At 62.2% G+C, this 23,787-nt stretch carries 26 protein-coding genes; 13 read left to right on the forward strand and 13 right to left on the reverse strand.

What is annotated here, in order from left to right:
• A partial coding sequence (locus WH91_RS00365; RefSeq protein WP_046169027.1) for an IS5/IS1182 family transposase occupies positions 1-230 on the forward strand: 230 nt, incomplete at its 5' end.
• Between the two features lie 93 nt (positions 231-323).
• Here WH91_RS00365 and rpmG read toward each other — a convergent pair.
• From rpmG to rnr, 3 genes are all read right to left on the reverse strand, one after another.
• Positions 324-491, reverse strand: coding sequence for a 50S ribosomal protein L33 (gene rpmG, locus WH91_RS00370; protein ID WP_035096841.1), 168 nt, complete (start codon positions 489-491; stop codon positions 324-326).
• Positions 492-584: 93 nt separating this feature from the next.
• Positions 585-974: a DUF983 domain-containing protein gene (locus WH91_RS00375; RefSeq protein WP_244542298.1), complete on the reverse strand. Its 390-nt coding sequence runs from the start codon at positions 972-974 to the stop codon at positions 585-587.
• Between the two features lie 4 nt (positions 975-978).
• Positions 979-3,264, reverse strand: coding sequence for a ribonuclease R (gene rnr / locus WH91_RS00380; protein WP_046169182.1), 2,286 nt, complete (start codon positions 3,262-3,264; stop codon positions 979-981).
• 94 nt (positions 3,265-3,358) lie between these two features.
• Here rnr and WH91_RS00385 point away from each other — a divergent pair, with 94 nt between their 5' ends.
• The gene (locus tag WH91_RS00385; RefSeq protein ID WP_046169029.1) at positions 3,359-4,402 is read left to right on the forward strand and encodes a dipeptidase; all 1,044 of its coding nucleotides are present in this window, start codon (positions 3,359-3,361) and stop codon (positions 4,400-4,402) included.
• Between the two features lie 60 nt (positions 4,403-4,462).
• Here WH91_RS00385 and topA read toward each other — a convergent pair whose 3' ends face one another.
• The gene (gene topA / locus WH91_RS00390) at positions 4,463-7,102 is read right to left on the reverse strand and encodes a type I DNA topoisomerase (RefSeq protein ID WP_046169030.1); all 2,640 of its coding nucleotides are present in this window, start codon (positions 7,100-7,102) and stop codon (positions 4,463-4,465) included.
• 199 nt (positions 7,103-7,301) lie between these two features.
• Between topA and WH91_RS00395 the strand changes: the two genes are divergently transcribed.
• A complete protein-coding gene (locus WH91_RS00395; RefSeq protein ID WP_046169031.1) occupies positions 7,302-8,327 on the forward strand; it encodes an aldo/keto reductase in 1,026 nt (341 codons plus the stop codon).
• Between the two features lie 147 nt (positions 8,328-8,474).
• On the opposite strand, the gene dprA is transcribed toward WH91_RS00395, so the two are convergent.
• The 5 genes from dprA to ruvX form a co-directional block, all read right to left on the reverse strand.
• Positions 8,475-9,596, reverse strand: coding sequence for a DNA-processing protein DprA (gene dprA, locus WH91_RS00400; protein WP_046169032.1), 1,122 nt, complete (start codon positions 9,594-9,596; stop codon positions 8,475-8,477).
• A gap of 4 nt (positions 9,597-9,600) precedes the next feature.
• The gene (gene plsY, locus WH91_RS00405) at positions 9,601-10,200 is read right to left on the reverse strand and encodes a glycerol-3-phosphate 1-O-acyltransferase PlsY (protein WP_046169033.1); all 600 of its coding nucleotides are present in this window, start codon (positions 10,198-10,200) and stop codon (positions 9,601-9,603) included.
• A 4-nt stretch (positions 10,201-10,204) separates the two neighbouring features.
• Entirely contained in the window at positions 10,205-11,497 is a 1,293-nt protein-coding gene (pyrC, locus tag WH91_RS00410; RefSeq protein ID WP_046169034.1) for a dihydroorotase, read from the reverse strand.
• Positions 11,494-12,483: an aspartate carbamoyltransferase catalytic subunit gene (locus WH91_RS00415; RefSeq protein ID WP_046169035.1), complete on the reverse strand. Its 990-nt coding sequence runs from the start codon at positions 12,481-12,483 to the stop codon at positions 11,494-11,496. The genes pyrC and WH91_RS00415 overlap by 4 nt, the downstream gene beginning before the upstream one ends.
• 71 nt (positions 12,484-12,554) lie before the next feature.
• Positions 12,555-13,025 carry a Holliday junction resolvase RuvX gene (ruvX, locus tag WH91_RS00420; protein ID WP_046169036.1) on the reverse strand — a complete coding sequence of 157 codons (471 nt, stop codon included), beginning with the start codon at positions 13,023-13,025 and terminating at the stop codon, positions 12,555-12,557.
• A gap of 69 nt (positions 13,026-13,094) precedes the next feature.
• On the opposite strand from ruvX, the gene WH91_RS00425 reads away from it, so the two are divergent.
• From WH91_RS00425 to WH91_RS00455, 7 genes are all read left to right on the forward strand, one after another.
• On the forward strand, positions 13,095-13,628 hold the full coding sequence (locus WH91_RS00425) for a hypothetical protein (RefSeq protein ID WP_046169037.1): 534 nt from the start codon (positions 13,095-13,097) through the stop codon (positions 13,626-13,628).
• Between the two features lie 87 nt (positions 13,629-13,715).
• Positions 13,716-14,003, forward strand: coding sequence for an Asp-tRNA(Asn)/Glu-tRNA(Gln) amidotransferase subunit GatC (gene gatC / locus WH91_RS00430; RefSeq protein WP_046169038.1), 288 nt, complete (start codon positions 13,716-13,718; stop codon positions 14,001-14,003).
• A complete protein-coding gene (locus tag WH91_RS00435) occupies positions 14,003-14,485 on the forward strand; it encodes a GNAT family N-acetyltransferase (protein ID WP_046169039.1) in 483 nt (160 codons plus the stop codon). Before gatC ends, WH91_RS00435 begins: the two co-directional genes overlap by 1 nt.
• Positions 14,482-14,970 (forward strand): hypothetical protein, encoded by a 489-nt coding sequence (locus WH91_RS00440; RefSeq protein WP_046169040.1) that lies wholly within the window; start codon positions 14,482-14,484, stop codon positions 14,968-14,970. Before WH91_RS00435 ends, WH91_RS00440 begins: the two co-directional genes overlap by 4 nt.
• Entirely contained in the window at positions 14,967-15,422 is a 456-nt protein-coding gene (locus WH91_RS00445; RefSeq protein WP_046169041.1) for a hypothetical protein, read from the forward strand. The genes WH91_RS00440 and WH91_RS00445 overlap by 4 nt, the downstream gene beginning before the upstream one ends.
• On the forward strand, positions 15,415-16,899 hold the full coding sequence (gene gatA, locus WH91_RS00450) for an Asp-tRNA(Asn)/Glu-tRNA(Gln) amidotransferase subunit GatA (protein ID WP_046169042.1): 1,485 nt from the start codon (positions 15,415-15,417) through the stop codon (positions 16,897-16,899). Before WH91_RS00445 ends, gatA begins: the two co-directional genes overlap by 8 nt.
• Before the next feature lie 120 nt (positions 16,900-17,019).
• Complete coding sequence (locus tag WH91_RS00455) at positions 17,020-17,337, forward strand: hypothetical protein (RefSeq protein ID WP_046169043.1); 318 nt, start codon at positions 17,020-17,022, stop codon at positions 17,335-17,337.
• A gap of 7 nt (positions 17,338-17,344) precedes the next feature.
• Here the strand turns inward: WH91_RS00455 and WH91_RS00460 are convergent, their stop codons facing one another.
• Entirely contained in the window at positions 17,345-17,983 is a 639-nt protein-coding gene (locus WH91_RS00460) for a DUF998 domain-containing protein (RefSeq protein WP_046169044.1), read from the reverse strand.
• A gap of 154 nt (positions 17,984-18,137) precedes the next feature.
• On the opposite strand from WH91_RS00460, the gene WH91_RS00465 reads away from it, so the two are divergent.
• The 3 genes from WH91_RS00465 (at position 18,138) to gatB (ending at position 20,724) form a co-directional block, all read left to right on the forward strand.
• Complete coding sequence (locus WH91_RS00465) at positions 18,138-18,449, forward strand: chorismate mutase (RefSeq protein WP_046169045.1); 312 nt, start codon at positions 18,138-18,140, stop codon at positions 18,447-18,449.
• An 18-nt stretch (positions 18,450-18,467) separates the two neighbouring features.
• Positions 18,468-18,980: a GNAT family N-acetyltransferase gene (locus WH91_RS00470; protein WP_046169046.1), complete on the forward strand. Its 513-nt coding sequence runs from the start codon at positions 18,468-18,470 to the stop codon at positions 18,978-18,980.
• 244 nt (positions 18,981-19,224) lie between these two features.
• Positions 19,225-20,724: an Asp-tRNA(Asn)/Glu-tRNA(Gln) amidotransferase subunit GatB gene (gene gatB / locus WH91_RS00475; protein WP_046169047.1), complete on the forward strand. Its 1,500-nt coding sequence runs from the start codon at positions 19,225-19,227 to the stop codon at positions 20,722-20,724.
• 299 nt (positions 20,725-21,023) lie between these two features.
• Here gatB and WH91_RS00480 read toward each other — a convergent pair whose 3' ends face one another.
• The 3 genes from WH91_RS00480 to purM all read right to left on the reverse strand — a co-directional run bounded on the left by WH91_RS00480 (position 21,024) and on the right by purM (position 23,759).
• Positions 21,024-21,914 carry a DMT family transporter gene (locus WH91_RS00480; RefSeq protein ID WP_046169048.1) on the reverse strand — a complete coding sequence of 297 codons (891 nt, stop codon included), beginning with the start codon at positions 21,912-21,914 and terminating at the stop codon, positions 21,024-21,026.
• Positions 21,915-22,098: 184 nt separating this feature from the next.
• A complete protein-coding gene (purN, locus tag WH91_RS00485) occupies positions 22,099-22,686 on the reverse strand; it encodes a phosphoribosylglycinamide formyltransferase (protein ID WP_046169049.1) in 588 nt (195 codons plus the stop codon).
• Positions 22,683-23,759, reverse strand: coding sequence for a phosphoribosylformylglycinamidine cyclo-ligase (gene purM / locus WH91_RS00490; protein WP_046169050.1), 1,077 nt, complete (start codon positions 23,757-23,759; stop codon positions 22,683-22,685). The genes purN and purM overlap by 4 nt, the downstream gene beginning before the upstream one ends.
• Positions 23,760-23,787 lie beyond the last annotated feature (28 nt).

Genomic DNA, 23,787 nt, shown 5'->3' on the forward strand with positions numbered 1-23,787 from the left:
TGTTGAGCGGCATTGTTCCGGTGATCCCACCCAAAGCCAACCGCAAGAACCCGCCCCCATGCGACTTCAAGGCATACAAGGACCGCAACCGCATCGAACGCATGTTCAACAGGCTCAAGCAGTTCCGCCGCATCGCAACACGCTTCGACAAGACCGCGAAATCCTTCGCGGCCTTCCTCGCCTTAGCCGCTGTAAGGATATGGATACCGTACTTTGTCAACAGGACCTAGCGTCGAGATTAGCATTCTGTACGTTTCGATAGCAAAAAGCCCCGCATCGGTGATGCGGGGCTTTTTGATGTCATATAACCGACAGGCGCCAGATTACTTAATCTTGGCTTCCTTGAACTCGACGTGCTTGCGCACTACGGGATCGTACTTGTTGTACGAGAGCTTCTCGGTCTGGGTACGAGCGTTCTTCTTGGTGACGTAGTAGAAGCCAGTATCAGCCGTCGACACGAGCTTGATCTTGACGGAAGCGGCTTTTGCCATTTGTCAGTCCTTACAATAACAACAGCGCCGAGGGTTCCCCGGCGCCGGAATTTGAGCGCAAACTAAGGATTTGCGTCTGAATGTCAAGCTAGATCAATCGCTCTGGCCGGTGCCGAAACCGTACATGTGGTTGGCCCACTGCAGTCCGACGATGGCGCCCTTGATCGAGGGCAGCAAGGCCAATGGAAGGATAACCGCGAGAGGGACCATGGTGTAGAGATAGGTCAGCGGATTGACCTGTCCTACCATTTCCATGTGCATCATGGCCAGGATGAGGATGTGGCCAACTATCGTGATGGCGATATAGGGCGGGAAATCGTCGGCGCGGTGCAGGTTGAGCTGCTCGCCGCAGACGTTGCATTCGTCCGCCACCTTTAGGTAGGCGCGGTACAGCTTGCCCTTGCCGCAGTGGGGACACCTGCAGAGGGTGCCACGCCAGATTGCCTGGCCGACGCTGCGCTCTTCGAGACTCTTCGTGCCCACTACATCACCTCTTTGTACGACCTTTGGGGCCATAACTCTTAGGTGGGCGCTTCTGGTTCCGTCTGACAGATGACGGATTGCCGCGCGCGCCCTCGGAGAGCAATTCAAAGCGCAGGGCACCGGCCACTGGTGCGGCTTCGAGTAGCCGGACGGTTACCCGATCCCCAAGTGCGAATTTCTCGCCGGTACGATCGCCGATCATGGCCTGCTGGTCTTCGGTGTAGCGATAGAAATCCTGGCCCAGGGTGGACGCGGGAATGAAGCCATCGGCGCCGGTTTCGAGCAGGCGCACGAACAGGCCGGAGCGGGTGACGCCGGAAATGCGGCCGTCGAACTTTGCACCGATCTGGGCTGCGAGGAATTGCGCCAGCAGGCGATCGGCGGTTTCACGCTCGGCCATCATGGCGCGGCGCTCGGTGGCCGAGATGTGTTGGGCAATGCCCGAGAGGCGCAAGCCCTCGTTTTCGCTGAGGCCGTCGTCGCCAAGGCCCAGGGCCGCAACCAGCGCCCGATGCACGATCAGATCGGCATAGCGGCGAATCGGCGAGGTGAAGTGGGCGTAGCGGTCGAGGTTGAGGCCAAAGTGGCCGAGGTTTTCGTTGTCGTAGACAGCCTGCGCCTGGCTGCGCAGCACCATCTCGGACACCTGCTCGACATTTCCGGCCTTACGGGCCTGACGTAGGATGCCGTTGAAGTCGGAAGCGCGAACGCTGTCGGACTTCTTGATGGCGATATCGAGCGAACCGAGGAAGTCGCGCAGGGCCTGCAGCTTTTCCGAGCTTGGCTCGTCGTGGACGCGGTAGAGCAGGGGCGAGCGCTTGGCCTCCAGCGTCTCGGCGGCGGCTACGTTGGCGGCGATCATCATCTCCTCGATGAGGCGATGGGCAACAAGCCGCTCAGGGATGCGGATGTCTTGCACCATGCCCTTGTCGTCAAGCACGATCTTGCGCTCGGGCAGGTCGAGTTCCAGCGGGCCACGGGCATCGCGGGCTGCGGCCATGGCGTCATAAGCGGCGTAGAGGGGCCGCAGGATTGGATCGAGCAGCGGGCCGGTCTTGTCATCTGCCTGACCGTCCATCGCCGCCTGGGCCTGCTGGTAGCTCAGCTTGGCGGCCGAGCGCATCAAGATGCGATGGAAGCTGTGGCTGCGCTTCTTGCCATCTGCACCGATGACCATGCGGACGGCGAGGGCAGCGCGTGGCTCGCCTTCCTTGAGCGAGCACAGCTCGTTGGAAATGCGCTCGGGCAGCATGGGCACGACGCGGTCGGGGAAATATACCGAGTTGCCGCGCAGGTAGGCTTCGCGATCAAGCGCTGTACCGGGGCGCACATAGGCGGCGACGTCGGCAATGGCGACATAGACGACGTGACCGCCGGGGTTGGCCAGATCGTCGTCGGGCTGGGCATAGACGGCGTCGTCGTGGTCCTTGGCATCGAACGGGTCGATAGTGATGAGCGGCAGGTCGCGCCAGTCCTCACGGCCCTTGAGGTTGGCCTCCTTTGCCTCCTCGGCCTCGCGAATCACCGAGGCGGGGAAGTTGTAGGGGATTTCGAGATTGTGGATGGCGATCAGGCTGACGGCGCCTTCCGACATCGGATTGCCGATGACCTTGGTCACCTTGGCGCGCGGGATCATCAGCCGGCCGGACAGCTTGACGTCGACTTCGACGAGATCGCCCTCGCTGGCGTCGAGCAGGTCACCCAGCGGGATGCGCATTTCCTTCTGCTTGCGATCGACCGGGATGAGGCGAGCGCCATCGTCGTCCATGCGGACGATGCCGATCTGGCCCCGACGCGGCTTGTCGAGGATTTTCATCGCCTTGGCGGTGTAGTGCGGCACGTCGTCTTCGCCGGCATCGATGCGGGCAAGAATACGATCGCCGGGCGCTGGCACGACGCGGGCATCGCGGCCGCTCAGCACGGTGACGCGGGGCTTTTCGCCTTCTTCGTCGTTCCACTGAGCCGGATAGGCATGCATGTCATCGGGATCGGAGTCGGCCGGAATGTCGAGTACGGTCACATGGGGCAGGGCGGCAGTGCGGCGCAACGCCTTGCGAGTGCGCGTGATGATGCCATCGCCCTCCAGTTCGGCCAGCATGGCCTTGAAGGGGCGGCGCATATCGCCACGAATGCCGAACACTTTCGCCAGGTCGCGCTTGCCCTTGATGTCAGACTGCTCGGCCAACGCGGCGAGCAGTTGCTCGCGGGTTGGCAGCGTATCGGCGCGGGGCTGGGACGGACGGCTGGGGCCGGACGTGTTTCTCGGTCTTGCAGGTTTTTTGGTTGTCATGTTGAGCGATATGTAGGGGATGATGGGCGGTTTGCCAAATGGCGCCTCACTTGGTGCTAGACTCAGCTTGATTTCTTGATTCCCGGACCCTGTGATGACCATTCCCTTTTTTGACGGCCACAACGATACCTTGCTGCGTTTGCTCGAGGCGCCGATTGCCGAGCAGGACAAGCTGTTCATCGAGGGCAACGGGACGGGACACATCGATTTGCCGCGCGCCAAGGCAGCGGGCATGGCGGGCGGGTTTTTTGCGATGTTTCCGCCGCCTTTGAAGAGCAATTTGGCGACAGTTGCGAACAGTCCGGGCCTGAGCCCCAATCTGCCGCCGGAGCTAGCGGTGACAGATGCACTGGCGTCGACCAATGGCATGGCATCGGTGATGTTCCGGCTGGAGCGGGCCGGGGCGCTGGCGGTGTGCCGCACTGCGGCAGAAATCCGCGCGGCGATGGAAAAGGACGCGCTGGCGGCGATCTTTCATATCGAAGGCGCGGAGGCGATCGACACGGATTTCCGCTCGCTGGACGTGCTGTATGCCGCTGGCCTGCGCTCGATCGGCATAAGCTGGAGCCGGGCCAATGCCTTTGGCACCGGCGTGCCGTTTCGTCATAATGTCGATCCAGACATTGGACCGGGACTGAGCGATGCCGGCAAGGAGCTGGTGCGGCGGTGTAACGCCATGGGCGTGATGATCGATCTAAGCCATCTCAATGCGGCTGGTTTCCGCGACGTGGCGGCGGTGAGTTCGCATCCGCTGGTGGCGACGCATTCCAATGTGCACGCTATCTGCCCGCATGCGCGAAACCTCGTCGACTGGCAACTGGCGGCGATCCGCGAAACAGGCGGCATAGTGGGGCTGAACTTTGCCACTGGCTTCCTGCGGCCGGACGGCAAGTTCACGACGGACACCGATATCGAATTAATGGTGCGCCATGTCGATGCCCTAGTGAAGGCGCTGGGCGAGGATGGCGTGGCGCTGGGCAGCGATTTCGACGGCGCCCAGATGCCGGCGCCGATCGCCGACGTGACCGGTGTGCCCAAGCTGCTGCAGGCCCTGTTGGACAAAGGCTATGGCGAGCAACTGGTGACCAAGATCGCGCTGGGGAACTGGCTGCGGATGGTCGAGACGGTGATGGGCTAGAAGGCTGGAGTTCCTGACTTGGCCTCCCCCGTGTTGGGGGAGCCCAAGAGATAGTTTCCGCTAAAAGGGCACGTCTTCGGCCTTTATGGTCTTTTTTGCCGGCGATTTTTTGGCAGCCGGCTTTTTTTCATCCGTCGCTGCCTTGGTCGCGGTCTTTTTTGCGGCAGGCTTTTTAGCGGCGGCTTTCTTGGCCGGGGCCTTCTTGATTTTTGTGCCGCTGGCTTCGGCGCGGGCAGCGATCAACTGCAAGGCCTGGTCCAGGGTCACGGCTTCCGGCGCCACGTCCTTGGGGATCGTGGCGTTGATCTTGCCCTGGTTGACATAGGGGCCGTATTTGCCCGGGCGGACCGTGATGGGTCCGTTGTCGTGCTCGAAGGTCTGGATGGCAGCCACAGAGGCACCGCCGCCGCGCTTGAAGCCGCCAGCGGCCTTCTGGGCCAACAGGTCGACGGCGCGGTTAAGGCCGACGGTGAAGATTTCCTCGACGTCCGGCAGGTTGGCATATTTGCCGTCATGCAGGATGAAGGGACCATAGCGGCCGAGACCGGCGACGATGGGCAGGCCGCCATCGGGATGCAGGCCCACATCGCGCGGCAGTGACAGCAGCTGCAGCGCCTTGTCGAGGGTCATCGCCGCCGGTTCCCAGCCCTTGGGCAAGGACGAGCGTTTCGGCTCCTTGCCGTCGCCGAGCTGGACATAGGGACCAAAGCGCCCGGACTTGAGATGGACTTCCTCGCCCGATTCCGGGTCGGTGCCGAGTATGCCGTCGCCGGCTGCAGCTTCCGAGGACGTGCCATTGGCCGCGTCGGACAGCTGCATGGTGTGCTTGCACTCGGGGTAGTTCGAGCAACCGATGAAGGCGCCGAACTTGCCGAGCTTGAGCGAAAGCTGGCCGGTGCCACAGGTGGGGCAGAGGCGCGGATCACCACCGTCTTCCTTGGGCGGGAAAATGCGGCTGGCCAGCACCTCATTGAGGGTATCGAGCACTTCGGAGACGCGCAGATCCTTGATTTCGTCGGTGGCGGCGGTGAAATCCTTCCAGAAATCACGCAGCACGATCTTGTAGTCGAGCTCGCCGGCCGAAACTTGGTCGAGCTGTTCCTCGAGGCCGGCGGTAAAGCCATATTCGACATAGCGGTTAAAGAAGCTCTCGAGAAAAGCCGTGACGATGCGGCCGCGATCCTCTGGATGCAGTGCCTTGCCCTCAAGCCGGACATAGTCGCGGTCCTTGAGCGTGGTGAGCGTCGCCGCATAGGTCGAGGGACGGCCGATGCCGAGCTCTTCCATCTTCTTGATCAGGCTGGCTTCGGTGTAGCGGCTCGGCGGCTGGGTGAAATGCTGCTCGATCTCGACAGCCTTCAGCTCCGGCTTGTCGCCAACGGCCATCGGCGGCAGTTCGCGATCGTCCTCGTCCTCGGTGTCTTCGTCGGACTTGGCTTCGACACCCCAGAGCTTGAGGAAGCCGGGGAAGGTGACGACGGAGCCGACAGCGCGCAGTTCGACTGCGCGGCCGGGGACGTTGACGGCGATGTCGACGGTGGTGCGGTCGATCTCGGCAGACTTCATTTGCGACGCCAGCGTACGGCGCCAGATCAGGCCGTAGAGCTTACTCTGGTCGGCATCGAGATGCAGTTGTTCCGGGCGCTTGAACATATCCGTCGGGCGGATCGCCTCATGCGCCTCCTGGGCGTTCTTGGCCTTTGTCTGGTAGATGCGCGGCTTGTCCGGGAGGTATTCCTCGCCAAAGTATTTGCCGATCACCGAGCGCGCCATGGCGATGCCTTCGGGCGCCATCTGCACGGCGTCGGTACGCATGTAGGTGATGAGACCGTCTTCGTAGAGGCGCTGAGCGATCTGCATGGTGCGCGACGGCGACAGGCCGAGGCGGGAGGAGGCATCCTGCTGCAGCGACGAGGTGGTGAAAGGCGCATAGGGATTGCGCTTGGTGGGCTTCTTCTCGACCGAGGAAACGTTGAACTGGCCGCTCTCGATCAGTTTTTTCAGCTCGGCGGCATTTTCGCCGGTCTTGATATCGAGCTTGTCGGTCTTCTTGCCATCGACCGAGAACAGGCGGGCGAGGAAGCTCTTGCCGGACTGCGCCAGCTTGGCTTCGACCGACCAGTATTCGTCGGTCTTGAACTTCTCGATCTCGGCTTCGCGGTCCGAGACCAGGCGCAAAGCCACTGACTGCACGCGTCCGGCCGAGCGGGAGCCTGGCAGCTTGCGCCACAGGATCGGCGAAAGCGTAAAGCCGACGAGATAGTCGAGGGCGCGGCGGGCCAGGTAGGCATCGACCAGCGGCATGTCGATTTCGCGTGGATTGGCCATCGCGGTGGTGACGGCATCCTTGGTGATGGCGTTGAACACCACGCGCTGAACCGTCATGTCCTTCTTGATCGACTTCTTGGCCTTGAGCACGTCGAGGATGTGCCACGAAATGGCTTCGCCTTCGCGATCCGGATCGGTTGCGAGAATCAGACCATCGGCGCCCTTGAGCGCGTTGGATATGTCGGCAAGGCGCTTCTTGGAGGCGGTATCGACCTCCCAGGACATTGCGAAGTCTTCGTCGGGACGAACTGAGCCGTCTTTGGCGGGTAGGTCGCGGACATGGCCGAACGAGGCGAGGACTTCATAGCCCGAGCCCAGATATTTGTTGATTGTCTTGGCTTTAGCCGGACTTTCAACGACGACGACCTTCATGGAGTATCCGTTCCGCAACGCTTGGTAAGAAGTGGCGGAACATGGTGGAGCGAGGGGAAGGTGTCAACGGGCGGAAAATGGGGTCTGCGGCGCTCTCTCTTAGAGAGAGGAAAATTTGCGGCCTTGTTGAAAGCTGTGGCGTTGTCTTGCATCTGCCATACCAGCGGTGCATCGCTGGGGCCTACTAGAGGAGTCTACAATGCAATATCGCAAGCTCGGCAATAGCGGCGCGGTGGTTTCGGCCTACTGCCTCGGCACCATGACCTTTGGCGCGGAATCCGACGAGGCGACGTCGTTCAAGCTGATGGATGACTATGTGGCGGCTGGCGGCAATTTCATCGACACCGCAAATGTGTATAGCGCTGGCGTGTCGGAGGAGATCGTTGGCAAATGGCTCAAGGGCAAGAAGCTGCGCGACCTGGTCATCACCACCAAGGGTCGGTTTCCGATGGGCGACGGCCCCAATCATCACGGCCTGTCGCGCAAGAACCTCAATGAGGCGCTGGATGCGTCTCTGAAGCGGCTTGGCGTCGAGCATATCGACCTCTACCAGATACACGCCTTCGACGCGCTGACGCCGCTGGAGGAAACACTGCGGTTTCTCGATGATTCTACCCTTAACGGCAAGATTGCCTATTACGGTCTGTCCAACTTTCTCGGCTGGCAGTTGACCAAGGCTGTGTGGCTAGCGAAAGCCAATGGCTATCAGCCACCGGTGACGCTGCAGCCGCAATATAACCTGCTGGTGCGCGACATCGAGCATGAGGTGGTGCCGGCGGCGCTGGACGCTGGGATCGGGCTGCTGCCATGGTCGCCGCTGGGTGGTGGCTGGCTCAGCGGCAAGTACAAGCGTGACCAGATGCCGACCGGCGCAACGCGGCTGGGCGAGAACCCGGCGCGCGGTATGGAAGCGTTCGACAAGCGCAATTCCAAGTCGGTGACTTGGGACGTGATCGGTGCGGTAGAGGACATCGCAGAAGCACGCCGCGCGACGATGGCGCAGGTGGCACTTGCCTGGGTGGCGGCGCAGCCGGCGGTGACATCGGTGATCCTCGGGGCGCGGACGACGGAGCAGTTGGCGGATAATCTCGGAGCCGCGGGATTGGAATTGTCGACCCATGAGATTGCGACGCTGAGTGCTGTTAGCAAGCCGGAGATGTCGGATTATCCGTATGGCGAGGGCGGGATTGGGCAGCGGAACCGGAAGCTTGAGGGTGGAAGGTAAGAGTCATTGTTAGAGGTACCCCCACCTCGCCTCCCCCTGATGAGGGGGAGGAATCTGGCCGGTGGTTTGGACTCGATAGTGCCCAATACTTGATGGGATTCCTCCCCCTTTTCAGGGGGAGGCGAGGTGGGGGTATTCTTCCCTCGCCTACGAATACCGCAGTGCCACCAACTGCCCGCTCGACCATTCGATCTGGCCGGCGAGGTCAAGTTCCAGCAGCAGCATTTGCATGGCGGAGACGGTGAGGCCCGATTGGCGGACCAGTTCGTCGACTTCGATTGGTGTGGCGGTTAGGGCAGACAGCAGTCGGGATTTGTCGTCTTCGGTGGGTGGGGGCGTGTCGGGGGTCAGGTCCGGTTCCCAGTCGCGGTCGAAGAGGGCGCCGCTAGCGGGGTCGGCGCTGCCGAGGGTTTCGATGATGTCTTCGGCGCAGGTGATCAGCCGGGCGCCTTGTTGGATCAGCGCATTGCCGCCTTCGGCGCGGGGATCGAGCGGCGAGCCGGGGACGGCGAAGACGTCGCGGTTTTGTTCCAGCGCCAGGCGGGCGGTGATCAGCGAGCCGCTGCGCTTGGCGGCTTCGACCACGACGATGCCGAGCGACAGGCCGGAGACCAGGCGGTTGCGGCGCGGGAAATCGCGGGCGCGGGGCTCCCAACCCAAGGGCATTTCGGTGAGTAGCGCGCCGCCGTTGTCGAGAATGTCGTGGGCCAGGGGGATGTTTTCGTCCGGGTAAATCTTGTCGAAGCCACCGGCGAGCACGGCGATGGTGCCGGTGATCAGCGTCGCCTGGTGGGCTGCGGTGTCAATGCCGCGAGCGAGGCCGGAGACTACGGTGTAGCCGCGCTCGCCGAGATCAGTGGCAAGCATTCGCGTCATCTTGATACCGGCAGACGATGCATTGCGGGCACCGACGATGCCAACGGTGCGCTGCCAGTCGAGGTTGACGCCCCCGGCCATGGTGACGAGGGGCGGCGAGGCGGGAATGTAGCCCAGCAGTTCCGGATAATCGGCCTCGCCCGAGGCAACGAGGCGGGCGCCAAAGCGCATCAGGCAGGCGATCTCGTCTTCCGCCGCGGCCTGGCTAGCGATTCGAGCCGGCTTGCCGGTGCGTTGCAACAGGCCGGGCAGGGCGTCTAGGGCTGCCTCGGCGGTGCCAAAGCGGTTGAGCAGTTGGCGGAAGGTGGCCGGACCCACATTGTCGGTGCGGATCAGGCGGAGCCAGGCGACGCGCTGCGCATCGGTGAGAGCGGCACTCAGGCGCGCCGCCACCGGACTACTTCGCCGTCTTTTCGGAGCCGATTTTCGGCTCCGTTCCAGCCATCAGGCGAACGATATTGGCGCGGTGCTGGAAGAACAGCATCAGGGCCATGACGGCGACGGCTCCGGCCAGCCATTCATTGACCACGACGAAGGCAAAAATCGGCGCGGTGGCGGCGGCGGTGAGCGCGGCAAGCGAGGACAATTTCTGGGCAAAAGCGATGACCAGCCAGACGGCGCAGAAGATCAGGCCGACGGGCCAGCTCAGTGCGAGCAGCGAACCGATCATCACGGCGACCCCTTTGCCGCCCTTGAAATTGAGCCAGACCGGAAAGCAATGGCCGAGGAATGCGAAGATGGCGGCCAGCATGGCGGCGTTTTCGCCCCAATAGTAGCGCGCGACGAGGATAGGCAGGGCGGCTTTGGCGGCGTCGAGAATCAATGTGGCGGCAGCGAGCCAGCGGTTGCCGGTGCGCAGCACATTGGTGGCGCCGATATTGCCCGAGCCGATGTTGCGGATATCGCCGAGGCCGGCAGCCCGGGTCAGCAGCAAGCCAAACGGGACCGAGCCGCAGAGATAGGCGAACACCGCCGCGTAGAGCAGATTGACGTCCATTGGCTTAGTCCTCGTGCGTGTGAACGGTTTGCCCGCCCACGATGGTTCGCATCACCTTGCCAGCAAGCCGCGCGCCTTCAAAGCTGGTATTGCGCGATCTTGAGCGTATTTCCCGTTCCGAGACCTGCCACGGGTAATCCAGATCGAACAGGATCAGGTCGCCCGGGGCGCCCTTGGCGATGCGGCCTGAGGGCAGGCCGAGAATTTCGGCGGGGCGACTGGTCATGGCGCGGAGCACTGTGAGGAGGTCTACATCGCCGGAATGCACCAGACGCAGTGCGGCAGCCAGCAGAGTTTCGAGACCGATGGCGCCATCGGAGGCTTCGGCGAAGGGCTGGCGCTTGACCTCGGTGTCCTGCGGATCGTGATCGGAGTGGATGGTGTCGATGGTGCCGTTGCGCAGGCCCTCGATCATCGCCTGCCGGTCGTCTTCCGAACGCAGCGGGGTGCTGAGCTTAAAGAAGGTGCGGTAACGGCCAATGTCGTTCTCGTTGAGCGCGAGGTTATTGATGGAAATACCTGCGGTAACTGCCTTGTTACGCTTCTTGGCGGCAGCCATCAGCTCTACCGAGCCGGCGCAGGAGATTTGAGCGGCGTGGTATCTGGTACCGGTCAGCGCCGCCAATTGCAGGTCGCGGGCCAGTGGAATGGTCTCGGCTTCCCGCGGAATGCCCTTGAGGCCAAGGATAGTGGCGAACAGGCCCTCGTTCATCACGCCTTCGCCGGTGAGGCTGTGATCGGAGACGTGGTGCACGACCGTCATGCCATAATTGGCGGCATAGCTCATGACGGTGCGCAGCAGCGAGGCCGACTGGATCGAGTGGCGGCCATCGGTGAGGCAGACGGCGCCTGCTTCCTGCAGCAGGCCGAACTCGGTCATTTCGAGACCAGCCAAGCCCTTGGTGATGGCACCGGCGGGCAGCACATTGACCTTGGAGGTGGCCTTGGCACGGCGGATCAGGAAATCCACCAGTGCGCCATCGTCGACCACCGGAGCGGTATCGGGCATCATGACGAAGCTGGTGACGCCACCGGCTGCCGCGGCATCGCCGGCAGATTGAAGGGTTTCGCGATATTCCTTGCCGGGTTCACCGGTGAAAACCCGCATGTCGATCAGGCCCGGGGCGAGAATCAGCCCGCCTGCATTGATGACTTCGGCGTCGTCTGGGACGCCGACCGGGCCGTTCAGCGCCACCTCAGTGATCAGGCCGTTTTCGACAAGAACAGCGCCGCGGGCATCGGTGCCCGAGGCAGGATCCAGGATACGGGCATTTTCGATCAGCAGCGGTCGGATCATGCGTGGTCTCCCGCGGGGAGCAGCGCATCGAGTACGGCCATGCGGACGGCGACGCCCATTTCGACTTGTTCAGTGATGACGGACTGCACGCCATCGGCGATGGCCGGGTCGATCTCGACGCCGCGGTTCATCGGGCCGGGATGCATGACGATGGCGTCGGGCTTGGCGAAGCTGAGCTTTTCGGCGTCGAGACCGTAGAAGTGGTAATATTCGCGGACCGAGGGGATCATCCGGCCATTGGCGCGCTCGTGTTGCAGGCGCAGCATCATTACCACGTCGCAGCCTTTGAGGCCTTCGCGCATGTCGGTGAAGACCTCGGTGGCGAGGTGTTCGATGCCGGCCGGCAGCAGGTTGCGCGGTGCAATGACCCGGGTGCGGACATTGAGTGCGCCGAGTAGCAGCAGGTTTGAGCGGACGACGCGGGAATTGGCGATATCGCCGCAGATGGCGACGGTGAGCCCGGAAATGCGGCCCTTGTGGCGGCGGATAGTCAGCGCGTCGAGCAGGGCCTGGGTGGGGTGCTCATGCGCGCCGTCGCCGGCGTTGATCACCGCGCAGCCAACCTTTTGGGACAGCAGTTCTACCGCGCCGGCTGCCGAGTGGCGCACCACGATGACGTCGGGGCGCATGGCGTTTAGAGTCGCAGCGGTGTCGACCAGGGTTTCGCCCTTGGAGACCGAGCTGGACTTGACCGACATGTTCATCACCAGCGCGCCGAGGCGCTTGCCGGCGATCTCGAAAGAGCCCTGGGTACGGGTCGATGGCTCAAAGAACAGGTTGATCTGGGTCTTGCCAGCCAGCGTCGGATGACTTTTCCGCTCCTGCCGCGAGACCGGGACCATGCGCTCGGCCCGATCGAGCAGGTCGATGATCTCGTGCTGCTTGAGATCGGCGATCGACAGCAGATGGCGCTGTTTGAAAGGGGGAAAATCGCCGGACGAACCGGCGGGCGTGGTGGTGGCTGTCGCCGCGCTTGCTTGGGCCATGCGCTCCCGTCCCTGATGTTCAGCGGGGTGTAGTGGAGGGGGGCGTCGTAATCAACATATTGTTGAGCCGCCTACAGCCGAAGCCGATCCAGCGCGCCCTGCAGAATGTAGCTGGCGGCGAGTTTATCGACCACTTCGGCACGGCGGTCGCGGCGCAGGTCGGCCTCGATCATCATACGTGTAACGGCGCTGGTGGAGAGGCGTTCGTCCCAGAAGGCGATCGGCAGCGCGGTCTTTTGCGCCAGGTTGCGGGCGAAGGCGCGGGTCGATTGCACGCGCGGCCCCTCGGAGCCATCCATATTGAGCGGCAGGCCGAGGATGATGGCGGCGATCTGATTCTCGCCGATCAACTGGATCAGGCGCTCGGCATCCTGGGTGAACTTGGTGCGCCTGATGGTTTCGAGCGGCGTGGCCGAATAGCGCATGCCATCGCTGATGGCCACGCCGATGGTCTTGGTGCCAAGATCCAGCGCCATGATGCGGCCGGTCGCGGGAATGGAAGCGAGCGGATTGGCAAACTCGGGAATGGGCTCTTCGGTCATCTGGGGCTCGCTTGCCACTTTGGCGTCGTCCTATAGGGTGCGGACGGACTTGGCGACAGGAAAGCGCGGATGAAACTCACCTGGTTTGGCGGCACGACGATCCGCATTCATATCGGCGGGGCGATTCTGGTAATCGACCCGGAAGGGGCGCCGGCTGGGATTGCCACGGCGGAACTGGTGAGTGGGGCGGATTCCATTATCGAGGGTTTTGGAGTTGATCTGGAGGAAGTTGACTTGGTTACGTGGAAGCCTCGCAAGGTGCCACGGCTGCTGGATGAGGGTGATTCCCTGCCTTTAGTGCAGGCGTGGGTCGCCGACCGGGGTGCGATACTCATCGAAGCTGTTGGCGAACCGCCCTTGCTCCTCGTGAGCCTCGATATTCCGACAGTTGGCCGTTGGACAGAACATGCCGTTGTCGTTGTCTTTGGTGACGCAAATGAGCTGCGGGCGAGGGGAGGGCACGTTGTCGGGCAGTTCGGCGCAAGACTGCTTGCGCTGGCCGGGAACGAGGCCGCTGTGGACGAGGCGATACCCGCTTTGCGCGACTCGCTCGATGAAACCGGACTGGTCGCGCTCGAAGCTGGGCTGGCTCTTGAAGTCTGATCTGTCGCATCAGCCATTTTCATTGTCTTTTGTGGCCGGTGATTGCTAATACGGCCATCAACGAGCCGTTCTTTTCTGGAGTTTCCCATGTCCGTCGACGCAGCAACCGTAAAGCGCATCGGGCGCCTGGCGCGCATTCGCATCGAAGAGAATGAGGTGGAAAGCTATCAGAGCGAGCTCAATGCCATCCTTGGCTTCATCGAGCAGCTTGGTGAAATCAACGTCGACGGCATCGAGCCGATGACCTCGGTGACGCCGATGACGCTGCGCCGCCGCGACGACGTGATCAGCGACGGCGGCTATGCCGAAAAGATCGTCGCCAATGCGCCGCTGACCGAAGACAATTTCTTCATGGTGCCCAAGGTGATTGAATAATGGCGGTTTCCATCGCCATCGAGACACCGCTGCAGGACGATGTGCGCGGCCTAGTGGCGCGCCTCAACGACCATTTGCAGCCGCTGTCGCCTCCTGAATTCCAGTTCAAGATGACCGTGGATCAGATGGCCGGCGCCGATACTACTGTGTTTGTGGCCCGCGACGAAAGCGGCAAGGCTATCGGCATGGGCGCGCTGAAGCTGCATTCGGCTGAACTGGGCGAAGTGAAGCGCATGTTCACCGACGCCGAAGTGCGCGGCAAGCGCGTCGGTTCGGCGCTGCTGGAGGCTATCGTCGGCCTGGCGCGCCAGAAGAACCTGTCCACGGTCGTGCTGGAAACCGGCACCGGCGAGGGAATGGCGGAGGCGCATCGTCTCTACACCCGCAGTGGGTTCGTGACCCGCGGGGCCTTTCTGGATTATCCCGCTAGCGAATGGTCTGCATTCTTTGAAATGCCGTTGAACCAGGAACAGCCCGCATGAAATTTCGTTTTGCGACAGTGATGATGCTCGCTTCGATCGGTTCTGCCATGGCGGCGGATCAGTATGATGCGGTTTATGCCACCGACCCGGCGGCCTGCGAACGTACCGGCGCGGAGCTGGGGCAGGCGCTGTTCGAGCTGCAGGCAGCTATCGTCGCGCCGCGGGTCGGCATCTGGATGGGCGAGCTGGAGTGCATTTTCAACGATGTACGGATGAACCCGTCGCCTTGGGGCGCCGTCAAGGAAGTCTACGCGACCGCACGTTGCGAGGGGCCGTATCTGGCGTTCATTGACCAGGTCGCTGTCACCTCGGATTCGGGCAATATCAACCTGGCCTGGGGCGACCAGGAGGGCACGCCGCCGGCCATGGTGGAAATCCTCTCGATGAAGCACGGTGAAAGCACCGATGCTGCACGCGAACCGCTGGATTATGCCGGCGTTTACACGCTGTGCGAAGGGCTGACTGCGGCGGACCTCGTGCCATGATGCGATTGGCGCTGGCCTTTGCTGTGCTGGCGACGCCTGTTGTGGCGCAGGAAGACATGGTTATCGACCAGACCAAGATCTATGCCAGCGATCCGGCTGCCTGCGCGGCGCTGGAGAGCAAGGGAATCGATGCCTTCACGGACAGTGATTTTCTTGTATTGAAATTCCCCGACGGCATTCAGTCGATGGAATTCCAGTGCAATTTCTATGATATCAAGAGCCGACCCAACACGCCGCTGCTGCATGTTTCTGCGGTATGCGAGGCGCCGGGAGAGCTTTATCCCGATACGTTTGCCATCGCGCCTTTTGCTGAGAATGCCATCCAAGTGGTTTCGAGCTATGATGCCATGATGGTGACGGCCGGCATTTATCCGCCACCCGGGCCGACCACCAATCCCGGCGTGACCATCTATACCCGCTGCGACAATCTGAGCGAGATTCCCGTTGACTGACCTGACCAAACTCAGCCTGGCCGATGCCCGCAAGGGCCTCAAGGCAAAGAGCTTTACCGCTACCGAACTGACCGGCGCCTATCTCACGGCGATCGACGCGGCCAACCCGAGCCTCAACGCTTATGTGGCGGTGACGCCGGACAAGGCGCTCGAGATGGCGAAAGCCAGCGACGAAAAGCTGATGCAGGGGCAGGGCGGCACGCTGGAAGGCATTCCGCTCGGCATCAAGGACCTGTTCGCCACCAAGGGCGTGCATACCCAGGCGGCCAGCCACATCCTCGACGGCTTCAAGCCCGAGTATGAATCGACCGTCACGGCGAACCTGTGGCGCGATGGTGCCGTCATGCTGGGCAAGCTCAACATGGACGAGTTCGCCATGGGGTCGTCCAACGAGACGTCCTATTACGGCCCGGTAGTCAGCCCGTTCCGCGCCGAGGGCAGCAATGCCAAGCTGGTGCCGGGTGGCTCGTCCGGCGGTTCGGCGGCGGCGGTGTCGGCATGGCTCTGCGCCGCCGCGACGGCAACAGATACCGGCGGCTCGATCCGCCAGCCAGCGGCATTTACCGGCACTGTCGGCATCAAGCCAACCTATGGACGTTGCTCGCGTTGGGGCACGGTCGCGTTTGCATCTTCGCTCGATCAGGCTGGCCCGATCGCCCGCACGGTGGAAGACGCCGCCATGATGATGACCTCAATGTCGGGCTTCGACGTCAAGGATTCCACCAGCGTCGATCTGGCGGTGCCGGACTTTGCCGCTGCCGTCGAACGTGGCGTCAAAGGCCTCGTCATTGGCGTGCCGCGCGAATATCGCATGGACGGCATGCCGGTGGAGATCGAGAAGCTGTGGAGCCAGGGCCTTGAATGGCTCAAGGCCGAAGGCGCCACTGTCCGCGACATTTCACTGCCACATACCAAATACGCCCTGCCTGCATACTACATCGTCGCCCCGGCCGAAGCCTCGTCAAACCTTGCACGCTACGACGGCGTCAAGTATGGCCTGCGTGTTTCGGGCAAGGACATCACCGACATGTACGAACTGACCCGCGCCGCCGGCTTCGGCCGCGAGGTGAAGCGCCGCATCATGATTGGGACATACGTGCTGTCTGCAGGTTATTTTGACGCATTCTATGTCAAGGCACAGAAAGTCCGTACGCTGATCAAGAAGGATTTCGAGGACGCCTTCAATGACGGCGTCGACGCCATCCTGACGCCCGCCACGCCATCTGCCGCTTTCGGCATCGGTGACGAGGCGCTGGCTGCCGATCCGGTGGCGATGTATCTCAACGACGTCTTTACCGTGACGGTCAACATGGCGGGCCTACCGGGTATCGCCGTGCCCGCCGGCAAGGACGCTGCCGGGTTGCCGCTCGGCCTGCAGCTGATCGGCAAGCCGTTCGACGAGGAAACGCTGTTTGCGGCCGCTCGCGTCATCGAAAAGAGCGCCGCCATGGACTTCTCGCCGAAGCCCTGGTGGTAAGCCTAAAGCAAGGCGCCCCTTGATCGGGGCGCCGTTCGGCCTTATTTGGCCCCCATGCACAAATTGAAATTGGTTGTGATGCCGCCCAGGCAGGCGTCCGGGCCAACAAGGGTTTCACCGATGGCCGCTGACATTTTCTCATCGCTCGACTGGTCCGAGCCGCCCAAGGACATGAGCAAACCGCTCCAGGCCCTATGGTGGCTGAAGAAGGGCGAACTGCGCGTCGGCCCCGAATGGGAGCAGGCGCATAACATTGTGCAGTCGATGGAAGGCGTTGCCGCATTCGACTGGGTGCATGCGCTGATGCACTGGATAGAGGCCGACATGGGCAACGCGGATTATTGGTATCGCCGCGCCGGCAAGAAGCGGGCGACCGCGAGCGTGGCCAACGAGTGGGAACACATCGCGGCATCGCTGAGTGACGTGACGAGGCACTGAGGGCAGACTATACTGCGCGGGTAAAATATCCGCGCAGGATCAAGCCGCCAGCCACGATATACCATAGTGTATGCGGCCAGGCGGCGATGCGCTCCATAGTGCCGCGGCCAAGGCCGAGATAAATTTCCAAAGCGTAGAGCACGAAGGCGACCAAGGTGATAGCGCCGGTGGCTAGGGTGTAGACCGCGAAACCCCTGTATCGGCGCCATAGTGCTGCGCTCATTGCCAGCATGCCGAAGCCCGCGACGAACAGTGCCAGGATGGCGCCGACTATGTGCATTGGCAATGAGATATCGAGCGGGAACAGGCCAACGAGGATGCTGCCGTCACCGCCGCCAACAGCGAGAATCCAGAGCGCAGCCGTGGTCAGTGGACCCTGCGGCCACAGTTTGCGGGTGAACCAGACACCAAGCACCACCAGCGCGCCATTGATAGCCATGCCGGCATTGAACACCAGGCTGAGTGGTGAGCAGACCGGGGCGAACGCATTGGGGTCGACGCCGGAACAGGAGGAGACACCCAGCAGGCTGATATCCATGTGTGCAAGCGAATAGCCTGGGAAGGCCGCCTGCGCCACGGCTTGGGCGATGAAGAATTCCACGGTCAGCAGCCAAAAAATGGCGCCAAGACGAATCTGGCTGGTCATAAAGCCTCCTGTAGTACGCGCAGTGGGGAGCGGGTCAGGGTTTTTGTCAAATCACCGCTGTGCGTGGCCATGGCATTTGCATGCCGGACTGTTGAAATCGCGGCGCGGGCGGTGCAAACCAGCATCAGCAAGACAAGCCAGACGGGAAGCCGAAGTGAGCGCCACCAAATTGCCCGACGCCTGCGAAACCAAGGATGACGTCCGCGCCCAGATCGATCGGATTGATCACGCGCTGCTGACGCTGTTTGCCGAGCGGCACGCCTATGTGACGCGCATGGCGCAGATCAAGACCGATCCGCATGAGGCGCGCGACCCGGCCCGCATCGAGGCCGTCATCGCCAAGGTCCGCGACCGCAGTTTCGCTCTTGATCTTGATGAGGATCAGGCCGAACTTGTGTGGCGGACCCTGATCGATTGGAACATCAATTACGAGAAGGGCATCATCGCGGGGCGGCGCCGCAGCTAGTCATCGGCAGGAGGCACTATGCCAAGGATCAGCATTCGCAAGGCGGAAAAGACCGACGCCCATCGGCTGGCCGACATCGCCTATCGCGCCTGGGAAGCCGGAATTTATCCGCTGCTGACCAAGCAGCCGGGCCTCAGAGAGGCCGAGCAGCGCCGGCTGTCGCAGGCCGTGGCCGAAACTCTGGGCCGGATTATTGTAGCGGAGATGGACGGGATCGTCGTGGCCTGGTGCTCGCGCTCGGCGCGGCGGGCGTATATTCCGTTTCTGTTCGTGATGCCGGAGCTGCAGGGCAACCGCATCGGCTCGATGCTGCTGCGCCGCATGGAGAGCATGCTGGAACTCGAAGGCGCCGAACGCGTGCAGCTCGAGACGCCTGCCGACAATGTGCGGGCGGTGAAGTTTTACGAAAAGCAGGGTTATAGGATTTTGGCACTACGGCCAGATGGGCGGGCGGCGCATGAGCCGTTTATGAGCGTGCATCTGGAAAAGCGGTTGGCGCCGTTTTATGGAGAGATTGACGAGGAGGACTGAGGGGACTCTTCGTTAAGTGGGGTATCCCCTCATAGCCTCCCCCTGATGAGGGGGAGGAATCCCTCTGGTGGTTGCCCGCAAATCTAGTCTCGAACTGGATTGGCTCCTTCTCATTTTCAGGGGGAGGTTAGGTGGGTATTCTTCCTTGCTTTCAGAGGTGTGGTGACGGTCCGTGGGTTGCAACGCCGGGTCAACACCAGTAATCACTTATTCAACTTTCGCCTTGCCTCGCAGGACCGCAAAATTGACCCTTATCGACACGCGCACGCCCAATCCCAAGAGCTTTATTTCCGGCTCGACCGGCGACTGGGAGGTGGTCATCGGCATGGAAGTGCATGCGCAGGTGACCAGCGAGAGCAAGCTGTTCTCGGGTTCGTCGACCCAGTTCGGCAATCCGCCCAATTCCAACGTGTCGTTCGTGGACGCGGCCATGCCTGGCATGCTGCCCACTATCAACGAAGAATGCGTGCGGCAGGCCGTGCGCACCGGGCTTGGGCTCAAGGCCGCGATCAACAAGCGCAGCGTGTTCGACCGCAAGAATTATTTCTATCCGGATCTGCCGCAGGGCTATCAGATCAGCCAGTTCAAGGACCCGATCGTTGGCGAAGGCGTCGTTTATCTCGACATGCCTGATGGCCAGATCGAGATCGGCGTCGAGCGCCTGCATCTGGAGCAGGACGCCGGCAAGTCGATCCATGACCAGCATCCGAGCATGAGCTATGTCGACCTCAACCGGTCCGGCGTGGCGCTGATGGAAATCGTATCGAAGCCCGACCTGCGCTCGTCCGAGGAAGCCAAGGAATATCTCGGCAAGCTGCGGACCATCCTGCGCTATCTCGGCACCTGCGACGGCAATATGGAGCAGGGTTCGATGCGCGCCGACGTCAACGTCTCGGTGCGCAAGCCGGGTGGCGAGTTTGGCACGCGCTGCGAAATCAAGAATGTGAACTCGATCCGCTTTGCCGGCCAGGCGATCGAGTACGAGGCACGTCGCCAGATCGATATTCTGGAAGGTGGCGGCAAGATCGACCAGGAGACCCGTCTGTACGATCCAAAGACCGGCGAAACGCGCTCGATGCGCAGTAAGGAAGAAGCGCATGATTATCGCTACTTCCCCGATCCTGACCTGCTGCCGCTCGAATTCGACGACGCTTTCATTGCCAAGCTGGCCGAAGGCCTGCCCGAACTGCCGGACGAAAAAAAGGCGCGTTTCGTGGGCGACTATGGTGTAACCACCTATGACGCCATGGTGCTGACTCTGGACCGCGAAACGGCCGATTATTACGAGAGTTGCGTGGCTTTCGGCGGAGCCAAGCGCGACGGCAAGGCCGTGGCCAATATCCTCAATGCCGACGTGGCGGCCTTTGCCAACAGCCAGGGCCTCGCTGTGTGGGAAACCCATATCAAGCCGAGCCAGGTTGCCGGTATCGTTGACCTGGTCGCAGCCGGGACCATCTCGTCCAAGGGCGCCAAGGACCTGTTGCAGGTGATCATCGCCGAGGAGCCCGAGGGCGAACCGGCCGAAATCGTCGAGCGCCGGGGCATGACGCAGGTTACCGATCTCGGCGCCATCGAAGCGATCATCGACGAGATTATCGCCGCCAATCCCGATCAGGTAGCCAAGGTACTGGCCAAGCCGACAATGATAGGCTGGTTTGTCGGCCAGGCCATGAAGGCCTCGGGTGGCAAGGCCAACCCGCAGGCGCTGAACGACCTGATGAAAAAGAAACTCGGCATCGAGTAGAGAGGGAACGGCGCCCACGAGGCGCCGTTTTTGATTTCAGGTTCAGAGCCGCGTCGGGGGCTGGTCGTTGCCCGGGCCAGGTATAGGGTCCGGCTGTCCCGGCGTTGGGTCCTCTACTGGCTGAGGCACATCGGGCAGTTCCTGCGGGTGCGGCGGTACCGGGTCGACCGGCTGCGGCGGTAGCGGTACGGGTTGCGGTACGATCTCGGGGATCGGGCGCGGATCGATGTCGGGCTTGTTCTGGTTCATGGGCTGGCTCCTATTAGAAACGCAACTCCATTGGCCGAATGCCGGTTCCGTCAGGCCGCTGCGGGCTTGCGGCGCCGCACCAGCCGCCCATCCATGAAAATCAACCCGGTGAAGATAACGCAGATGCCCAGCACATGGGCCATCTCGAACCGCTCGTGCAGCACCAGCACGCCGAGCAGGATGGCCGAAATAGGCGTAATGAAGGTGTTGAGCGACAAATTGGTGGCGCCCACCTTGGGAAGCAGCCAATAGACCAGAAGGAAACTGAAGCTGGTCGAGAAGGCCGCAATGCCGAACAGCGCACCCCAGGTTTCGATGCGGGTGATGACGGGGATGCCGCTGACCATCAAAGCGATGGGGACAGAGAACAGTGCTGCCGCGGTCAGCGAGACCGTGGCCACGGCCGCCGAGTCGATGTCCTTGAAGCGGCGGGCATAGTTGAGCGTTAGCGCGTAGCAGAGGGTGGCACCAAGCGCCGCGAGCAGGCCGAGCACCTGGCCGGATGCGCCGGCGCCCAGGGATGGCGAGGCCAGGATAATGGCGCCGCCGAGACCGATGAAGACGCCGACCACCTTGTTCCAGGTGGCCTTTTCGCCGCCGGGCCACAGTTGGGAGACGATCACCGTGCTCATCGGGGTCAGGCCGTTGATGACGCCGACGATGGAACTGGCGACGGTCTGCTCGGCGAAGGGGAACAGCGTGAAGGGAATGGCGTAGTTGAGGATGCCGAGCACCAGCAACTGGGCATAGATGCGCCAGTCATTGGGCAGGGTTTTGCGCATGGCGAGGAAATACACCCAGCAGATGGCGGCCCCGATGGTGACGCGGCCGGCCGAGACCCAGAACGGGCTGATTTCGCGGATCAGTACGGCGTTGAACAGGAACGAACAGCCCCAGACTGCGCCAAGCAGAAAGATCAGTAGCCAATAGCGCAAGGGCATTCGTGTTCTCCATTTGTGCCGAGGTGTAGTGGAGATGCAGAGGCGCGTCGAACCGATTTTGACGATGGGGCGGATCAATTTGGGTGATGGGAGCACTTATTGGTGCCGCGTGCGGAGTCAGCACCTCTCTCCTCGACGGAGGAGGTTGGGTAGGGTGCGAGAGCCCGATGTGGGGCGGATTGGCTTAGGGCGCCAGAGCTTGCGTCGAGGCCAGCGTCCGCAGGGCCTCGGGGTAAATCCGGTGTTCTTCGATTAGTACGCGCGCCGACAGGCTTTCCGGCGTATCGCCGGGCAGTACCGGCACTTCGGCTTGCAGGATGGGTGCGCCCTCATCGAGGCCGGGCGTCACAAAATGCACGGTGCAGCCGTGGACTTTGGCGCCATCGGCCAGCGCCCGCTCATGGGTGTGGAGGCCCTTGTAGAGCGGTAGCAGCGAAGGGTGGATGTTGATCATCTTGCCGGCCCAGCGGGTGACGAAATCCTCGCCGAGGATGCGCATGAAGCCGGCGAGGCAGACGATGTCGACGTCCCAGCTTTCCAGCATCTGGGTCATGATGTCTTCGAACATGTCGCGGCTGGGAAAGCGGCTCTGCGCCAGCGAGGCGGTGGCAATGCCATGCGACGCCGCGATCTCGAGGCCCGGCGCGGCGGCACGATTGGACAGCACGCCGACAATCTCGGCCGGGTAGTCGGGCGCCTTGGCAGCCTCGATCAGCGCCGACATATTCGAGCCGCGGCCTGAAATCAGGATAGCGACCCTGATGCGGCTCATAGGGCCAGCTTGCCTTCGAAGGTGACGGGCTCGCCGGTGCGGGCGGTGAGCTTGCCGACCACGGATGCAATCTCGCCGGCTGCGGTGAGATGGGCGACCAGGGTGTCGGCGTCTTCCGGCGTCACGGCGACCAGCATGCCGACGCCGCAGTTGAAGGTGCGCAGCATTTCGCGCTCCTCGATGCCGCCGACATGGCTGAGCCAGCCGAACACTTTCGGGACGGTGACGGCGTTGAGATCGACATGGGCAGCCAAGTGCTCGGGCAGCACGCGCGGGATATTGTCGATGAAGCCGCCGCCGGTGATATGCGCCAAAGCCTTGATGGCGATGCCTGCCTTGAGCGCTGAGAGCAGCGGCTTCACATAGATGCGGGTCGGGGTCAGCAGTGCCTCGGAGAGCGAGGTGCCGGGCGCGAAGGGCGCGTCCATATACCAGTCGATGCCCGAAAGCTCGACGATCTTGCGGACCAGCGAATAGCCATTGGAATGTACGCCCGACGAAGCGATTGCGACCAGAGTGTCGCCTTCGGCAATATCGGGGCGAGGCAGCAGGGTACCACGCTCGGCAGCGCCGACGGCAAAGCCGGCCAGGTCATAATCCTTGCCATGATACATGCCCGGCATTTCGGCGGTTTCACCACCCAGCAACGCGCAGCCGGCAATGCGACAGCCTTCGGCAATGCCGTTGACGATGGCGGTGCCCTGTTCGACATCGAGCTTGCCGGTGGCAAAGTAGTCGAGGAAGAACAGCGGCTCGGCGCCCTGCACGATAATGTCATTGACGCACATCGCCACGAGGTCTTGCCCGATGGTCGAATGATTGCCGGTATCGATGGCGATCTTGAGCTTAGTGCCGACGCCGTCATTGGCGGCGACCAATACCGGATCGATAAAGCCGGCGGCCTTGAGATCGAACAACCCGCCGAAACCGCCGATTTCGCCATCCGCTCCGGGCCGGCGCGTCGAACGCACCGCGGGCTTGATGGCTTGAACCAAGGCATTGCCAGCATCGATATCGACGCCGGCCTGCTTGTAAGACAGACCGTTTGATGTCAGGTTTTGCGGATCGGACATGGGCCTCAACACCGTGTAGTGAAAGTGT

Source organism: Devosia psychrophila (assembly GCF_000971275.1).
Lineage (GTDB): Bacteria > Pseudomonadota > Alphaproteobacteria > Rhizobiales > Devosiaceae > Devosia > Devosia psychrophila.

Coding starts and splice junctions, on each gene's coding strand:
- rnr (WP_046169182.1), bottom strand. CDS start 3,264: ATGACAACCAAAAAACCTGCAAGACCGAGAAACACGTCCGGCCCCAGC.
- ruvX (WP_046169036.1), bottom strand. CDS start 13,025: ATGACCGAAGAGCCCATTCCCGAGTTTGCCAATCCGCTCGCTTCCATT.
- WH91_RS00470 (WP_046169046.1), top strand. CDS start 18,468: ATGCCAAGGATCAGCATTCGCAAGGCGGAAAAGACCGACGCCCATCGG.
- WH91_RS00415 (WP_046169035.1), bottom strand. CDS start 12,483: ATGGCCCAAGCAAGCGCGGCGACAGCCACCACCACGCCCGCCGGTTCG.
- WH91_RS00440 (WP_046169040.1), top strand. CDS start 14,482: ATGAAATTTCGTTTTGCGACAGTGATGATGCTCGCTTCGATCGGTTCT.
- WH91_RS00455 (WP_046169043.1), top strand. CDS start 17,020: ATGGCCGCTGACATTTTCTCATCGCTCGACTGGTCCGAGCCGCCCAAG.
- WH91_RS00425 (WP_046169037.1), top strand. CDS start 13,095: ATGAAACTCACCTGGTTTGGCGGCACGACGATCCGCATTCATATCGGC.
- topA (WP_046169030.1), bottom strand. CDS start 7,102: ATGAAGGTCGTCGTCGTTGAAAGTCCGGCTAAAGCCAAGACAATCAAC.
- WH91_RS00395 (WP_046169031.1), top strand. CDS start 7,302: ATGCAATATCGCAAGCTCGGCAATAGCGGCGCGGTGGTTTCGGCCTAC.
- WH91_RS00445 (WP_046169041.1), top strand. CDS start 14,967: ATGATGCGATTGGCGCTGGCCTTTGCTGTGCTGGCGACGCCTGTTGTG.
- pyrC (WP_046169034.1), bottom strand. CDS start 11,497: ATGATCCGACCGCTGCTGATCGAAAATGCCCGTATCCTGGATCCTGCC.
- gatC (WP_046169038.1), top strand. CDS start 13,716: ATGTCCGTCGACGCAGCAACCGTAAAGCGCATCGGGCGCCTGGCGCGC.
- purM (WP_046169050.1), bottom strand. CDS start 23,759: ATGTCCGATCCGCAAAACCTGACATCAAACGGTCTGTCTTACAAGCAG.
- rpmG (WP_035096841.1), bottom strand. CDS start 491: ATGGCAAAAGCCGCTTCCGTCAAGATCAAGCTCGTGTCGACGGCTGAT.
- plsY (WP_046169033.1), bottom strand. CDS start 10,200: ATGGACGTCAATCTGCTCTACGCGGCGGTGTTCGCCTATCTCTGCGGC.
- WH91_RS00460 (WP_046169044.1), bottom strand. CDS start 17,983: ATGACCAGCCAGATTCGTCTTGGCGCCATTTTTTGGCTGCTGACCGTG.
- purN (WP_046169049.1), bottom strand. CDS start 22,686: ATGAGCCGCATCAGGGTCGCTATCCTGATTTCAGGCCGCGGCTCGAAT.
- WH91_RS00435 (WP_046169039.1), top strand. CDS start 14,003: ATGGCGGTTTCCATCGCCATCGAGACACCGCTGCAGGACGATGTGCGC.
- WH91_RS00480 (WP_046169048.1), bottom strand. CDS start 21,914: ATGCCCTTGCGCTATTGGCTACTGATCTTTCTGCTTGGCGCAGTCTGG.
- WH91_RS00385 (WP_046169029.1), top strand. CDS start 3,359: ATGACCATTCCCTTTTTTGACGGCCACAACGATACCTTGCTGCGTTTG.